The sequence below is a fragment of the Enterobacter sp. MGH119 genome (assembly GCF_001037675.1).
GTDB lineage: Bacteria > Pseudomonadota > Gammaproteobacteria > Enterobacterales > Enterobacteriaceae > Enterobacter > Enterobacter hormaechei_C.
In genome coordinates this window covers 16,003-31,055 of the sequence record NZ_KQ089932.1, presented here as the reverse complement: position 1 = coordinate 31,055, position 15,053 = coordinate 16,003, and the positions used below count along the sequence as shown (strand labels likewise).

Here is a 15,053-nt window from a genome sequence, read left to right as displayed (position 1 = left end):
CCGCTGATTATTTCAGGTATTCAATAGTAAACTGAGAGTCAGCATTCGCAGTACCCGGCGTCACTGTTGCCAGAGTCTGGACGAATTTCGCCTTGAATCCCATATCCGCTTTACCATCTGCAATGGCAACGTATTTAGAATTGTTATACAAAGGGATCGCGGTATCATCGCTCAGGTTGAACAGTTTTATCGCCACGCCCGTCGCCGCAATGGCGTCGCCGCTGCCAGTGAACTCACCGTCCGTACCGTCTTCGTTCACCGGCGTACCGATTGAAAGATAACCTTTACCGATGGTATCTTTATCTTCCGTCCCGTCAAAGCGTACCGCCGCCTGAGTATAGGTTGCCGGGCAGCCTTCCAGACGGATGTGGAAATCTTTAACAGACGCGGTGGAATCAATACCCGCGAAGGTTTTTACCGATACACGACCAATATTAACAGTCTGATTACTGGTATCAGTCGTGACTGTACAAGTAGAATCAATCACCTCGCCACGGAAATGAACAGTACCGTCAGCCGCTAATGTCGCACCTGAAAACAGGACGGAAGATAAAACCAGTGAAGTGGCTATAACGTTTAATTTCATGAAACTCTCCATAATTTACATTATTTGTATGCGTCTCATTTATACATTCAAATAAAACACACCATCCTTTAAAGCGTGGCGATAGTACAGTTCATTCCTGCTCTATGACAAATATGTTTTCCCACATGAAATATCTTTAAAATGGAACAATAAAAATTAAAAATAAAAAAACCCTTAAAAATAAGAACAAAACATAATTAAAAAATGCTATTGATATCTCTTCTCTATTTTTTTAAGAATTTATCAATATCTTTTCTTTGTCATAGCTAAATCAGATTCTTTTTTAAGCAGACATAGGTGAAATGAGCAGATAGAGCAAAAATGTAAGAAAAAATGAAAAAAGAAACAGGTTGCGATAAAAAGAAATAATCGCTGAGGGGAGGGCTATGAGGCTGCCAGAATACTGGCAGCCTCGGGTAGGCTGGAGATTATTCTACGGTGACGGACTTCGCCAGGTTACGTGGCTGGTCTACGTCGGTGCCCTTGATCAGCGCGACGTGATAAGCCAGCAGTTGCAGCGGTACGGTGTAGAAGATCGGCGCAATCACCTCTTCCACATGCGGCATCTCGATGATGTGCATGTTGTCGCTGCTGGCGAAACCGGCATCTTTATCCGCAAAGACGTACAGAACACCACCACGGGCGCGCACTTCTTCGATGTTAGATTTCAGTTTTTCCAGCAGTTCGTTGTTAGGTGCCACCACGATAACTGGCATATCCGCATCGATCAGCGCCAGCGGGCCATGCTTCAGCTCGCCTGCCGCATAGGCTTCAGCGTGAATATAAGAGATCTCTTTCAGCTTCAGCGCGCCTTCCAGCGCAATCGGATACTGATCGCCACGGCCCAGGAACAGGGCGTGATGTTTGTCAGAGAAATCTTCCGCCAGAGCTTCAATGCGTTTGTCCTGAGAGAGCATCTGCTCAATACGGCTCGGCAGCGCCTGCAGACCGTGAACGATGTCATGCTCAACAGAGGCATCTTCACCTTTCAGACGCGCCAGTTTCGCCACCAGCATCAGCAGAACCGTCAGCTGAGTGGTAAACGCCTTGGTGGAGGCCACGCCGATTTCGGTACCCGCTTTGGTCATCAGCGCCAGATCGGATTCACGCACCAGCGATGAGCCCGGGACGTTACAGATGGCCAGAGAACCCAGATAACCCAGCTCTTTAGAGAGACGCAGCGCCGCCAGGGTATCTGCCGTTTCACCTGACTGGGAAAGGGTGATCATCAGGCTGTTACGACGTACGGCAGATTTGCGATAGCGGAACTCAGACGCAATTTCTACGTCGCACGGCACGCCCGCCAGAGATTCAAACCAGTAGCGAGAGACCATACCGGAGTTGTAGGAGGTGCCGCAGGCCACGATCTGAATGTGCTCGACTTTGCTCAGCAGTTCGTTGGCATTGGCGCCCAGCTCGCTCAGATCCACTTCACCATGGCTGATGCGACCAGTCAGGGTGTTTTTAATGGCGTTTGGCTGTTCGTAGATCTCTTTCTGCATGTAGTGACGGTAAGCACCTTTGTCGCCCGCGTCGTATTGCAGGTTTGATTCGATCTCCTGACGCTTAACCTGCTCGCCTTTTGTGTCGAATACGGTCACGCTGCGACGTGTCACCTCGGCAATGTCTCCCTCTTCCAGGAAGATAAAGCGACGGGTAACCGGCAGCAGCGCCAGCTGGTCGGAAGCGATAAAGTTTTCACCCATGCCCAGACCAATCACCATCGGACTACCGGAACGCGCGGCCAGCAGCGTGGACGGGTCGCGGGAATCCATGATCACCGTACCGTAAGCACCACGTAGCTGAGGGATAGCGCGCAGCACCGCATCACGCAGTGTACCGCCCTTTGCCAGCTCCCAGTGCACCAGGTGAGCAATCACTTCGGTGTCGGTTTCAGAGACGAAGGTATAGCCGCGCGCTTTCAGTTCTTCACGCAGCGGTTCGTGGTTTTCGATAATGCCGTTATGCACGACCACGATGTGTTCAGACACATGCGGGTGTGCGTTGCCTTCAGATGGCTCACCGTGGGTCGCCCAGCGGGTATGCGCAATACCGGTGCCACCGTGCAGCGGATGTTCTTCCGCAGCCTGGGCCAGCATCTGCACTTTACCGAGACGGCGCAGACGGGTCATATGACCTTCTGCATCAACGACAGCCAGCCCGGCTGAGTCGTAACCACGGTATTCCAGACGACGTAAACCTTCGAGAAGGATTTCAGCAATATCACGCTGCGCAACTGCGCCAACAATTCCACACATAGTTATATTTCCTGATTATGGCGTTATGCCATGCGTTGTCGCTGACCTGTATTTGCCCTTTCCGGGCGCCCCGAGCCTTGTAGAGAGTGGGGTTATTTTTATGGGTACTGCTTGTGGGGGGAGGATTATGTTATCCCCTCACCCCGGCCCTCTCCCCAAAGGGGCGAGGGAGAAAAACACCGCACCGAACAATCCCCTCTCCCCTGTGGGGAGAGGGTTAGGGTGAGGGGTATAAATCCGTTACTTCTGCTTCACCGGGCGTTTCCAGCCCTGCTTGCTGACCTGCGGAACGCGGCTTAACACCAGCTCGTTCTCGGCCACATCGCGCGTAACGGTTGTCCCGGCGGCAATGGTCACGCCTTTGCCCACGGTAACAGGCGCCACCAGCTGGGTATCGGAGCCTACAAACACGTCATCACCAATGATGGTTTTAAACTTATTGGCGCCGTCATAGTTACAGGTAATCGTCCCTGCACCAATGTTTACGTTGTCGCCAATTTCCGCATCGCCCAGATAGGTCAGATGACCCGCTTTAGAGCCCTTACCCAGACGCGCTTTTTTCATTTCCACGAAGTTACCTACGTGAGCACCTTCCAGCAGCTCAGCGCCCGGGCGCAGACGCGCAAATGGGCCAATCGTACAGGCCGCCTCAAGATGGGCATCTTCCACCACGCTGTACGGGCTGATTTCGCAGTCGTCACCGATCGCGCTGTTTTTAATCACACAGCCGGTGCCGATTTTGACGCGGTTGCCCAGCGTGACGTTACCTTCCAGGATAACGTTAGTATCTATTTCAACGTCGCGCCCGTGGGTCAGCGTGCCACGCAGATCGAAACGCGCCGGATCGCGCAGCATAACGCCCGCGAGCAACAGCTTTTCTGCCTGCTCGGACTGGTAAATACGCTCAAGACGGGAAAGCTGGAGACGGTTGTTTACCCCGTCCGTTTCGCTGATACGCGCCGGATGAACGGCAGCAATCTCACGCCCTTCCTGGTAAGCCATCGCAATGATGTCGGTGATGTAGTATTCACCCTGCGCGTTGTTATTGTTGAGTCTGGACAGCCAGCGCTTCATATCCGCACCGTTCGCAATCAGGATGCCGGTGTTGATCTCCTGAATCTGGCGCTGTTCGTCAGTGGCATCTTTATGCTCAACAATCCCCGTCACGTTGCCGTTTTCACGCGTAATGCGGCCATAGCCGGTTGGATCGTCCAGCACGACGGTCAACAAACCGATGCCACCCTGCGGTTTGGCTTCACGCAGCCGAGTAAGGGTTTCAACGGAGATCAGCGGGACGTCGCCGTAGAGCATCAGGATATCTTCATCATCAGCGAAGAAGGGTGCAGCCTGCTGCATTGCATGACCCGTACCCAGCTGTTCTGCCTGAAGCACCCAGTTGAGATTGTCGTCACGCAGCGTTTTTTTCAGCAGATCGCCGCCATGTCCATAAACCAGATGCACCTGGCTGGCGCCTAATTCATTCGCTGCATCAATAACATGCTGAACCATTGGCTTTCCTGCCAGCGTGTGGAGCACTTTAGGCAGATCGGAATACATGCGGGTACCTTTGCCTGCGGCAAGGATCACCACGCTCATCGCACTGTTTAACATACGCATCCTGACGGTAGTTTGTGTGAGAAGTAAAAACGTTTGATGCTTAAAATTCTACATCTTTTTCATCATGAATTAAGGCCGAAAAAAAAAGCCAGCCTGGGATCCAGACTGGCTTTTGTGCTTTTCAAGCCGGTGTTACATCGCTTTTTTGGTCAACTCGATAACGCGCAGTTTCGCGATCGCTTTGGCCAGCTCCGCAGACGCCTGAGCGTAATCCACGTCACCATGAGAGCTGTTAATGTGCTCTTCAGCCTTACGCTTCGATTCTAGGGCTCGCGCTTCGTCGAGATCCTGGCCACGAATAGCGGTATCGGCCAGAACGGTCACACTGCCTGGCTGCACTTCAAGAATGCCGCCGGACAGATAGATAAACTCTTCATGACCGAACTGTTTAACGATGCGGATCATACCAGGCTTAATGGCGGTGAGCAGCGGTGCGTGACCCGGGAAAATACCCAGTTCACCTTCACTACCCGTTACCTGGATTTTCTCGACCAGACCAGAGAACATTTGTTGCTCTGCGCTGACGACGTCCAGGTGGTAAGTCATTGCCATATCACCCTCCGATTAAGGCGTTAAAGTTTTTTGGCTTTTTCCACGGCTTCTTCGATGGAACCAACCATGTAGAACGCCTGCTCTGGCAGGTGATCGTATTCGCCTTCCATGATGCCTTTAAAGCCACGGATGGTGTCTTTCAGGGAAACGTATTTACCTGGAGAACCGGTGAATACTTCCGCAACGAAGAACGGCTGGGACAGGAAGCGCTGGATCTTACGCGCACGTGCTACCACCAGTTTGTCTTCTTCAGACAGTTCATCCATACCCAGGATGGCGATGATGTCTTTCAGTTCCTGATAACGTTGCAGCAGGGACTGTACGCCACGCGCGGTGTCGTAGTGCTCCTGGCCAACAACCAGTGGATCCAGCTGACGGCTGGTGGAGTCCAGCGGGTCAACGGCCGGGTAGATACCCAGAGACGCGATCTGACGGCTCAGAACCACGGTTGCATCTAAGTGAGCAAAGGTGGTTGCTGGAGATGGGTCAGTCAAGTCATCCGCAGGTACGTATACCGCCTGAACGGAGGTGATAGAACCAGTTTTGGTAGAGGTGATACGTTCCTGAAGAACACCCATCTCTTCCGCAAGCGTAGGCTGATAACCTACCGCTGAAGGCATACGACCCAGCAGTGCAGATACTTCAGTACCGGCCAGGGTGTAACGGTAGATGTTATCAACGAACAGCAGAACGTCACGGCCTTCGTCACGGAACTTCTCAGCCATCGTCAGGCCAGTCAGCGCAACGCGCAGACGGTTTCCTGGTGGCTCGTTCATCTGGCCGTAAACCAGGGAAACTTTGTCCAGAACGTTGGAGTCGGTCATTTCATGGTAGAAGTCGTTACCCTCACGAGTACGTTCACCAACACCCGCAAACACGGAGTAACCGGAGTGCTCGATCGCGATGTTACGGATCAGCTCCATCATGTTTACGGTTTTACCTACACCCGCACCACCGAACAGACCAACTTTACCGCCCTTCGCGAACGGGCACATCAGGTCGATAACTTTGATGCCGGTTTCCAGCAGTTCCTGAGAGCTGGACAGCTCTTCGTAGGAAGGTGCCGCGCGGTGGATAGCCCAACGCTCTTCTTCACCGATGTCGCCTTTCATGTCGATTGGTTGACCCAATACGTTCATGATACGACCCAGTGTTGCTTTACCTACCGGGACTTCGATCGGGTGCTCAAGGTCTTTTACTTCCAGACCACGACGCAGACCGTCGGAAGAACCCATGGCGATGGTACGCACGATACCGCCGCCGAGCTGCTGCTGAACTTCCAGCACCAGGCTCTCGTTACCATTCTGTACCTCAAGCGCGTCGTACACGCGTGGTACGGCGTCCTGAGGGAACTCGACGTCCACCACGGCGCCGATTACCTGGACAATCTTTCCAGTAGCCATCTTGAATCCTCTACGTAATTCGTAAACCTGGTTAAACCGCGGCGGCCCCCGAGACGATCTCGGTGAGTTCCTGAGTAATGCTGGCCTGACGAGCTTTGTTGTAAACCAACTGCAGCTCTTTAATCAGGCTGCCGCCATTATCGGTCGCGGCTTTCATCGCCACCATTCGTGCGGCCTGCTCGCTGGCCAGGTTTTCTACAACGCCCTGATAAACCTGAGATTCAACGTAACGACGCAGCAGGGTATCCAGCAGCGGTTTCGGATCGGGTTCATACAGGTAATCCCAGGCTTTCTGTTTCAGCTCGTCATCTTCTGATGCCGGTAACGGCAGCATCTGAGTGAGCGTAGGCACCTGAGACATGGTGTTAATAAATTTGTTGCTGACAACGTACAGTCTGTCCAGACGGCCTTCATCGTAGGCCTGCAACATCACTTTAACCGGGCCGATCAGTTCGGACAGGGACGGGTTATCACCCATACCGGTCACCTGAGCGACAATGTTGCCACCAACGGAGTTAAAGAAAGAGACGCCTTTAGAGCCAATCAGTGCCAGATCGCACTGAACGCCTTTATCGGACCAGCCTTTCATATCCGCCAGCAGTTTTTTGAACAGGTTAATGTTCAAGCCGCCACACAGACCACGGTCAGTCGACACCACCAGGTAGCCCACGCGCTTAACGTCGCGTTCTTCCAGGTAAGGGTGCTTATATTCCAGATTACCGTTTGCAAGGTGACCAATCACTTTGCGCATGGTCTCTGCATAAGGACGGCTGGCCGCCATGCGATCCTGCGATTTACGCATTTTGGAAGCGGCGACCATCTCCATCGCTTTAGTGATCTTTTGCGTGTTCTGGACGCTTGCGATCTTACTACGTATCTCTTTTGCGCCGGCCATGAGCTTCTCCTCAATGCCAGACGGCTTGTCCTGAGACAAGCCGCCGGACGATTACCAGGATTGGGTTGCTTTGAAGGAATCGAGGATAGCTTTCAGCTTGCCTTCGATTTCGTCGTTATAGCCACCGGTCTGGTTGATCTCTTGCATCAGCGGAGCGTGATCACGGTCGACGTAAGCCAGCAGAGCGGCTTCGAAGCTACCGATTTTCGCCAGTTCCACATCTTCGAGGTAACCGCGTTCAGCCGCGAACAGTACCAGGCCCTGCTGAGCAACAGACATTGGCGCGTACTGTTTCTGCTTCAGCAGCTCGGTCACTTTCTGACCGTGGCTCAGCTGTTTACGGGTTGCTTCGTCCAGATCGGATGCGAACTGAGAGAACGCAGCCAGTTCACGATACTGTGCCAGCGCGGTACGGATACCACCGGACAGTTTCTTGATGATCTTGGTCTGAGCAGCACCACCCACACGGGATACGGAGATACCCGGGTTAACCGCCGGACGAATACCGGAGTTAAACAGGTTGGTTTCCAGGAAGATCTGACCATCGGTAATGGAGATTACGTTGGTCGGAACGAACGCAGAAACGTCACCCGCTTGGGTTTCAATGATCGGCAGGGCGGTCAGAGAACCTGTTTTACCCTTCACTTCACCTTTGGTGAAGTTCTCGACGTATTCCGCGTTAACGCGGGAAGCACGCTCCAGCAGACGAGAGTGGAGGTAGAATACGTCGCCCGGGAATGCTTCACGTCCTGGTGGACGACGGAGCAGCAGGGAAACCTGACGATAAGCAACAGCCTGTTTAGACAGGTCATCGTATACGATCAGCGCATCTTCACCGCGGTCACGGAAGTATTCGCCCATTGCGCAACCGGCGTATGGTGCCAGGTATTGCAGTGCAGCAGATTCAGACGCGGTTGCTACCACAACGATGGTGTTAGACAGTGCGCCGTGCTCTTCCAGTTTACGAACCACGTTGGAAATGGTGGACGCTTTCTGGCCGATAGCCACGTACACACATTTGATGCCGGAATCACGCTGGTTGATGATGGCGTCGATTGCCATCGCGGTTTTACCGGTCTGACGGTCACCGATGATCAGTTCACGCTGACCACGACCGATTGGGATCATGGCATCAACGGACTTATAACCCGTCTGTACTGGCTGATCAACAGACTGACGGTCGATAACGCCTGGTGCGATAACTTCGATTGGGGAGAAGCCATCGTGCTCAACCGGACCTTTACCGTCGATTGGCGCACCCAGGGTGTTAACAACGCGACCCAGCAGGCCACGGCCAACCGGCACTTCAAGAATACGGCCAGTACACTTAACCTTCATGCCTTCGGCGAGGTCAGCGTATGGACCCATCACAACGGCACCTACGGAGTCGCGCTCCAGGTTCAGTGCGATAGCGTAACGGTTACCCGGCAGGGAAATCATCTCACCCTGCATACAATCGGCCAGGCCGTGGATGCGGATAACACCGTCACTTACAGAAACAATAGTACCTTCGTTGTGAGCTTCACTCACAACATTGAACTGAGCAATGCGCTGCTTGATCAGTTCGCTGATTTCGGTGGAATTCAGTTGCATGCTCCAGTCCCCTTAAGACTGCAAGACGTCTGCAAGGCGCTCAAGACGGCCGCGTACGCTGCCATCAATGACCATATCACCCGAGCGGATGATTACGCCAGCCATTACAGACTTATCGATTTTGCAATTCAGCTTAACTTTGCGTGACAGACGTTTTTCCATCGCGGCGGTGATTTTCGCAAGCTGTTCGTCACTCAGTTCAGCCGCGGAAGTTACTTCAACTTCAGCGGTAGCTTCACTAAGGGCACGTAAGTGCTCAAACTGCTCGAGAACATCCGGGAGCACACGGAGACGACCATTTTCCGCCATCACCTTAATCAGGTTCTGGCCGTTGGCATCCAGTTGCTCTCCGCACACGGCGATAAACGACGCGGCGAGGGTTTCAGGCGCTAACGCACCAGAAAGCAACTCGGCCATTTGTTCGTTTTTCGTCACCTCAGCGGCAAACGCCAGCATATTCTGCCAGCGATCGACATTTTGGTGTTCGACAGCAAAGTCAAAAGCTGCTTTGGCGTAGGGGCGAGCTACCGTAACAAATTCAGACATCAGCCCCTCCCTCCTTACAGTTCAGCGACAAGTTTGTCCACGATGTCGCTGTTAGCAGCTTCATCCACGGAACGTTCGATGATCTTCTCGGCGCCAGCAACAGCCAGAATCGCAACCTGCTTACGCAGTTCTTCACGAGCACGTTTACGCTCAGCTTCAATTTCAGCCTGAGCCTGTGTCACGATCTTAGTACGTTCCTGTTCTGCTTCAGCTTTGGCTTCGTCCAGGATCTGAGAACGGCGTTTGTTAGCCTGTTCAATGATTACCTGAGCTTCAGCTTTCGCTTTTTTCAGCTGGTCTGTCGCGTTGGCCTGTGCAAGGTCCAAATCTTTCTTAGCGCGTTCTGCGGAAGCCAGACCGTCAGCAATTTCTTTCTGACGTTTTTCGATGGCAGCCATTAAAGGCGGCCATACATACTTCATGCAGAACCAGACAAAGAGAATAAACGCGATGGCCTGGCCGAGGATTGTTGCGTTCATGTTCACAGCACAATACCTCTTAAATTTCTGTGGCTTGGGGATTTAAAACAACTACTACGCGACAGCAAACATCACGTACAGACCCAGACCTACAGCGATCATTGGGATTGCATCCACCAGACCCATAACGATAAAGAACTGAGTACGCAGCAGAGGAATCAGATCAGGTTGACGCGCTGCGCCTTCCAGGAATTTGCCCCCGAGGATGCCGATACCGATCGCAGCACCGATAGCCGCCAGACCCATCATCACAGCGGCAGCCATGTACAGCAGATCCATATTCAGGTTTTCCATGACAGTCTCCAGTTTGTTTCAATTAAAACGTAGTAGTGTTGGTAAAAAATCAGTGCTCTTCAGACGCCATCGACAGATAGACGATCGTCAGAACCATGAAGATAAAGGCTTGCAGCGTAATGATCAGGATGTGGAAAATGGCCCATGGCACATTCAGAATCCACTGTGACCACCACGGCAGAAGACCCGCGATCAGAATGAAAATCAGCTCACCCGCATACATGTTGCCGAACAGTCGCAGACCCAGTGAAACAGGTTTGGACAGCAGGCTAACGCCTTCCAGAATCAGGTTGACCGGAATAAACGCCCAGTGGTTGAACGGCTGCAAGGTAAGCTCTTTCACAAAGCCGCTTACGCCTTTCATTTTGATGCTGTAGAACAGAATGAGGATAAATACGCCCAGCGCCATCGACAGGGTGATGTTCACGTCGGCAGACGGAACCACGCGCAGTGCAGGCAGGCCGAGTACGTGCTCACCGATCCAAGGTAAGAAATCGATAGGCAGGAGGTCCATCAGGTTCATCAGGAAGACCCAAACGAACACGGTCAGGGCCAGCGGAGCAATCAGTTTGCTCTTACCATGGTACATGTCTTTCACGCTGCCATGGACGAAGCCGATGATCATCTCGATGAACGTCTGGAATTTCCCTGGAACACCGCTGGTCGCCTTTTTAGCAACGCTACGGAACATGGCCAGGAACAGAAGACCCAAAACCACCGAGAAGAACATGGAGTCGATGTTGATCGTCCAGAAGGTGGCCGGGGGGTTATGTGGATCCACCAGCGAGAATGTACGCAGGTCCAGCTGAAGGTTATTCAGATGGTGACCTATGTAATCCTGCGGCGTCATATTTTCTGAAGCCATGATGCCTTTTACCCTTTGTTATTGATTACAGCTGGAGCCAGAACTTGTACCACCAGCACCAAAACCCACGTTGCTATCAGCGGCATGAATACCACTTTCAAAACCGCCAGCGCCATCACCAGTAGAGCAAAGGTCAGCAACACCTTACACACTTCGCCGAGAGCGAAGGACCAGGCCACGCGGCCTTTGGCAGGTGTATGCGCCTGATGACGCCAGGCAAAAATCATAAACAACACGTTTGGCAGAACCACCGCCAAACCTCCGCACGCGGCGGAGATGCCCCAGAAGGGGTCTTTGAGGCTAAACAGCAGTCCACTTGCTATCACAGCCAGAAACTGAATGAACAGAAGCTTACGAGCAACGTTTCTACTCAAGAGCGACACAGACATCACGTTTTTACTCCTGCTCCCTTCGAGGTATGCCGCGTGTCGTATAAAACGTCCTTTAAGGCTCAGAGTCAAGCATCAAAAAGCGGTCAAATTATACGGTGCGTACCCGTGATTTCAAACATTAAGTAGCGAAAAGGTGAATAAATGTTTAAATATTTTTCCCCAGTCCTATTTTTCAACTTTTGACCTAAGCGTTGACCTTCAGGCAAAACTGCAAACAGCGCGGAAACGTTGGTGATAAAGCGTGCACGAGATCACAAAATACACATTTGCGATAAAGTGGTATTTATCAAAGACGTAAAACGATTAATTTCATCTGCATGAAATTAAAGCAAAAAAAACGCAACTATTTTTAAAACAGAGCCGTATACAACAAAAACCTTTTATTGACATTCTTAATAAATATTTAACATTCCATTCTTGTTGCTTTTACCCACTTTTAGCAGACTGATAATTTCATGGTTGACTATCCTCTGAGTGAACGAATCACGTCAGGTTAACCATAAGAAAATCCATGGTAACAACAAGGTTAAATTAACGACGACCAAATCAGACTGGATGTGCTGCTTTTTAACACGATCAGAACAGCACAAATTCCACATTTTTTATTAATTTTTTAAAAAGTGTTTGGCTTAATTATCACCAGATGACGCTCACCTTCGAGCTGAGGGATCTGGAGTTTCTCAATGGATTCGACAACAAAACCGTCCGGAAGCTGCTCGATTTCGTCCCCCGGAAGTTGCCCTTTCAGCGCATAAAAACGCCCCTTCTCCGCTGGCAGGTGTTTGCACCAGCTCACCATGTCATTGAGTGAGGCAAACGCGCGGCTGATAACACCGTCAAACGGTGGCTCTGCCGGGAACTCCTCTACCCTGCTCTGTACGGGCGTAATGTTTTCCAGCTTCAGCTCATGCTGAACCTGGCGTAAAAAGCGTACGCGCTTGCCCAGGCTGTCCAGCAGCGTGAAATGACTCTCCGGTCGAACAATAGACAACGGAACGCCCGGCAAGCCCGGACCGGTGCCCACATCGATAAAACGTTCACCGTTCAGATACGGCGCCACGACGATGCTATCGAGAATATGGCGAATCAGCATCTCGTTGGGATCGCGTACGGAGGTGAGGTTGTACGCTTTATTCCATTTGTTCAGCATATCGACATAGGCCACCAGCTGATTTTTCTGGTGATCGGTGAGCGAAATACCTGCCTGTTCCAGCAGACGAGAGAGTTTATTGAGCACGGTGGATACCTGTTGAGAAACTTAAGTGGCGGGTGGCGCTTCGCTAACCCGCCCTACGGGTTCAGTAGGCCCGGTAAGCGCAGCGCCACCGGGCTATTTACAGAGCATTACGCGCTACGGCGCAGCATGCCCTGCTTTTTCAGCCACACCAGCAGAATCGAAATCGCGGCAGGTGTGACGCCAGAGATACGTGAGGCCTGGCCAATCGATACAGGTTTGTGATCGTTCAGCTTAGCGATCACTTCGTTGGAAAGACCCGTCACCTGACGGTAGTCCAGCATTTCCGGCAGCAGCGTGTTTTCGTTGCGCTGCTGTTTTTCGATCTCATCCTGCTGACGCGCGATGTAGCCTTCGTACTTCACCTGAATTTCGACCTGCTCGGCCGCTTCAGCGTCTTCAAGGCCCGGTGCGAACGCCGTCAGTTTGACCAGATTCTCGTAGGTGACTTCAGGACGGCGCAGCAGATCTTCCCCACTGGCTTCGCGCGACAGCGGTGCTGTTAAGTGAGCATTCACTTCAGCAGCAGTTTCCGCCTGCGGATTCACCCAGGTGGTTTTCAGGCGCTGACGTTCCTGTTCAATGTGTTCCAGCTTCTCGTTGAAGCGCGCCCAGCGCTCGTCATCCACCAGACCCAGCTCGCGGCCCACCTCGGTCAGACGCAGATCGGCATTGTCTTCGCGCAGCATCAGGCGATATTCCGCACGAGAAGTAAACATGCGGTACGGTTCTTTGGTCCCCAGCGTGCAGAGATCGTCGACCAGAACGCCCAGGTAAGCCTGAGAACGCGCCGGTGCCCAGCCCTCTTTCTCGGCAGAGAAGCGAGCGGCGTTCAGACCGGCCAGCAGCCCTTGCGCGGCAGCTTCTTCGTACCCGGTGGTGCCGTTAATCTGGCCTGCGAAGAACAGACCCTGGATGAATTTGCTTTCCAGCGTCGGCTTCAGGTCACGCGGATCGAAGAAATCGTACTCAATAGCGTAGCCAGGACGAACGATCTTCGCGTTTTCCATGCCCTGCATTGAACGCACAATCTGCATCTGCACGTCGAACGGCAGGCTGGTGGAGATGCCGTTCGGGTAAATTTCGTTAGATGTCAGCCCTTCCGGTTCGAGGAAGATCTGGTGCTGATTACGATCGGCAAAGCGCATCACTTTGTCTTCGATAGACGGGCAATAACGCGGGCCGATCCCTTCGATCACACCAGCATACATTGGGCTGCGATCGAGATTATTGCGGATCACGTCATGGGTTTTTTCATTGGTGTGCGTGATGTAGCACGGCACCTGCTGCGGATGTTGCGCCGCATTGCCCATGAACGAGAACACCGGCATCGGGTTATCGCCGTGCTGCTGTGCCAGCACGCTGAAATCAATGGTGCGCGCATCAATACGCGGCGGCGTGCCGGTTTTCAGGCGGCTTACGCGCAGCGGCAGCTCACGCAGACGACGAGATAACGGAATTGACGGCGGATCGCCAGCACGACCACCGCTGTAATTGTCCAGACCAATATGGATTTTACCGTCCAGGAATGTCCCGACCGTCAGCACCACCGCTTTTGCGCGGAATTTGAGACCCATTTGGGTCACGGCGCCAACAACACGATCGTTCTCCACGATAAGATCTTCTACCGCCTGCTGGAAGATCATCAGGTTCGGTTGGTTTTCCAGCGCGGTGCGCACAGCCTGACGGTAAAGCACACGGTCTGCCTGTGCACGGGTGGCGCGAACAGCCGGACCTTTACTCGCGTTTAGTATCCTAAACTGAATGCCCGCATGATCGATCGCTTTCGCCATCAGGCCGCCAAGTGCGTCCACTTCTTTTACCAGGTGTCCTTTCCCAATGCCGCCAATCGCCGGATTACAGGACATTTGTCCCAGCGTGTCGATATTGTGTGTCAAAAGCAGGGTCTGCTGACCCATTCGCGCTGCGGCCATTGCGGCCTCAGTGCCTGCGTGACCCCCGCCAATGATGATGACGTCAAAAGGATCCTGATAAAACATGGTGGTCTGCCTCGCGTAAAGCGGTATGAAAATGGATTGAAGCCCGGGCCGTGGATTCTACTCAACTTTAGTCTTTCGAGAAAGCATTGGGATCCTGGGCTATTAAAAAGAAGATCTTTTTATTTAGAGATCTGTTCTATTGTGATCTCTTATTAGGATCGCAGACCTTTGTGGATAAGTCCGATCCCATAAATAAGATCATGCAGTTAGGAAGGATCGTTTGCTGTGAATGATCGGTGATCCTGGACCGTATAAGCTGGGATCAGATCGCCACTTTATACACAGGTCAAAAACTAAACCAACGTTGTTATTTGGATAACTACGGCTTAATACGAGCTT

14 protein-coding genes are annotated in these 15,053 nt (G+C 52.3%); all 14 read right to left on the bottom strand.

From position 1 onward, the window contains the following. Positions 1 to 7: 7 nt before the first annotated feature. Positions 8 to 586 (bottom strand): chaperone-usher fimbrial major subunit, encoded by a 579-nt coding sequence (locus SK53_RS17080; RefSeq protein WP_003861165.1) that lies wholly within the window; start codon positions 584 to 586, stop codon positions 8 to 10. Between the two features lie 428 nt (positions 587 to 1,014). Beyond that, a complete protein-coding gene (glmS, locus tag SK53_RS17075) occupies positions 1,015 to 2,844 on the bottom strand; it encodes a glutamine--fructose-6-phosphate transaminase (isomerizing) (protein ID WP_048209822.1) in 1,830 nt (609 codons plus the stop codon). 240 nt (positions 2,845 to 3,084) lie between these two features. Continuing rightward, on the bottom strand, positions 3,085 to 4,455 hold the full coding sequence (gene glmU, locus SK53_RS17070; protein ID WP_023315069.1) for a bifunctional UDP-N-acetylglucosamine diphosphorylase/glucosamine-1-phosphate N-acetyltransferase GlmU: 1,371 nt from the start codon (positions 4,453 to 4,455) through the stop codon (positions 3,085 to 3,087). A 138-nt stretch (positions 4,456 to 4,593) separates the two neighbouring features. Next, positions 4,594 to 5,013: a F0F1 ATP synthase subunit epsilon gene (locus tag SK53_RS17065; protein WP_003862360.1), complete on the bottom strand. Its 420-nt coding sequence runs from the start codon at positions 5,011 to 5,013 to the stop codon at positions 4,594 to 4,596. Positions 5,014 to 5,033: 20 nt separating this feature from the next. After that, a complete protein-coding gene (gene atpD / locus SK53_RS17060; protein ID WP_003862362.1) occupies positions 5,034 to 6,416 on the bottom strand; it encodes a F0F1 ATP synthase subunit beta in 1,383 nt (460 codons plus the stop codon). 31 nt (positions 6,417 to 6,447) lie between these two features. Then, positions 6,448 to 7,311, bottom strand: coding sequence for a F0F1 ATP synthase subunit gamma (gene atpG, locus SK53_RS17055; RefSeq protein WP_003862364.1), 864 nt, complete (start codon positions 7,309 to 7,311; stop codon positions 6,448 to 6,450). A 51-nt stretch (positions 7,312 to 7,362) separates the two neighbouring features. After that, positions 7,363 to 8,904: a F0F1 ATP synthase subunit alpha gene (gene atpA / locus SK53_RS17050; RefSeq protein ID WP_003862367.1), complete on the bottom strand. Its 1,542-nt coding sequence runs from the start codon at positions 8,902 to 8,904 to the stop codon at positions 7,363 to 7,365. 12 nt (positions 8,905 to 8,916) lie between these two features. After that, a complete protein-coding gene (gene atpH, locus SK53_RS17045) occupies positions 8,917 to 9,450 on the bottom strand; it encodes a F0F1 ATP synthase subunit delta (RefSeq protein ID WP_048209821.1) in 534 nt (177 codons plus the stop codon). Positions 9,451 to 9,464: 14 nt separating this feature from the next. Further along, entirely contained in the window at positions 9,465 to 9,935 is a 471-nt protein-coding gene (gene atpF / locus SK53_RS17040) for a F0F1 ATP synthase subunit B (RefSeq protein WP_003862370.1), read from the bottom strand. A 48-nt stretch (positions 9,936 to 9,983) separates the two neighbouring features. Beyond that, a complete protein-coding gene (gene atpE, locus SK53_RS17035; RefSeq protein WP_000429386.1) occupies positions 9,984 to 10,223 on the bottom strand; it encodes a F0F1 ATP synthase subunit C in 240 nt (79 codons plus the stop codon). Between the two features lie 49 nt (positions 10,224 to 10,272). Then, on the bottom strand, positions 10,273 to 11,088 hold the full coding sequence (atpB, locus tag SK53_RS17030; RefSeq protein WP_003862373.1) for a F0F1 ATP synthase subunit A: 816 nt from the start codon (positions 11,086 to 11,088) through the stop codon (positions 10,273 to 10,275). Positions 11,089 to 11,096: 8 nt separating this feature from the next. After that, complete coding sequence (atpI, locus tag SK53_RS17025) at positions 11,097 to 11,477, bottom strand: F0F1 ATP synthase subunit I (protein ID WP_003862375.1); 381 nt, start codon at positions 11,475 to 11,477, stop codon at positions 11,097 to 11,099. A gap of 616 nt (positions 11,478 to 12,093) precedes the next feature. Further along, a complete protein-coding gene (rsmG, locus tag SK53_RS17020) occupies positions 12,094 to 12,717 on the bottom strand; it encodes a 16S rRNA (guanine(527)-N(7))-methyltransferase RsmG (protein WP_003862377.1) in 624 nt (207 codons plus the stop codon). A gap of 107 nt (positions 12,718 to 12,824) precedes the next feature. Continuing rightward, the gene (gene mnmG / locus SK53_RS17015) at positions 12,825 to 14,714 is read right to left on the bottom strand and encodes a tRNA uridine-5-carboxymethylaminomethyl(34) synthesis enzyme MnmG (RefSeq protein ID WP_022652098.1); all 1,890 of its coding nucleotides are present in this window, start codon (positions 14,712 to 14,714) and stop codon (positions 12,825 to 12,827) included. Positions 14,715 to 15,053: the final 339 nt, after the last annotated feature.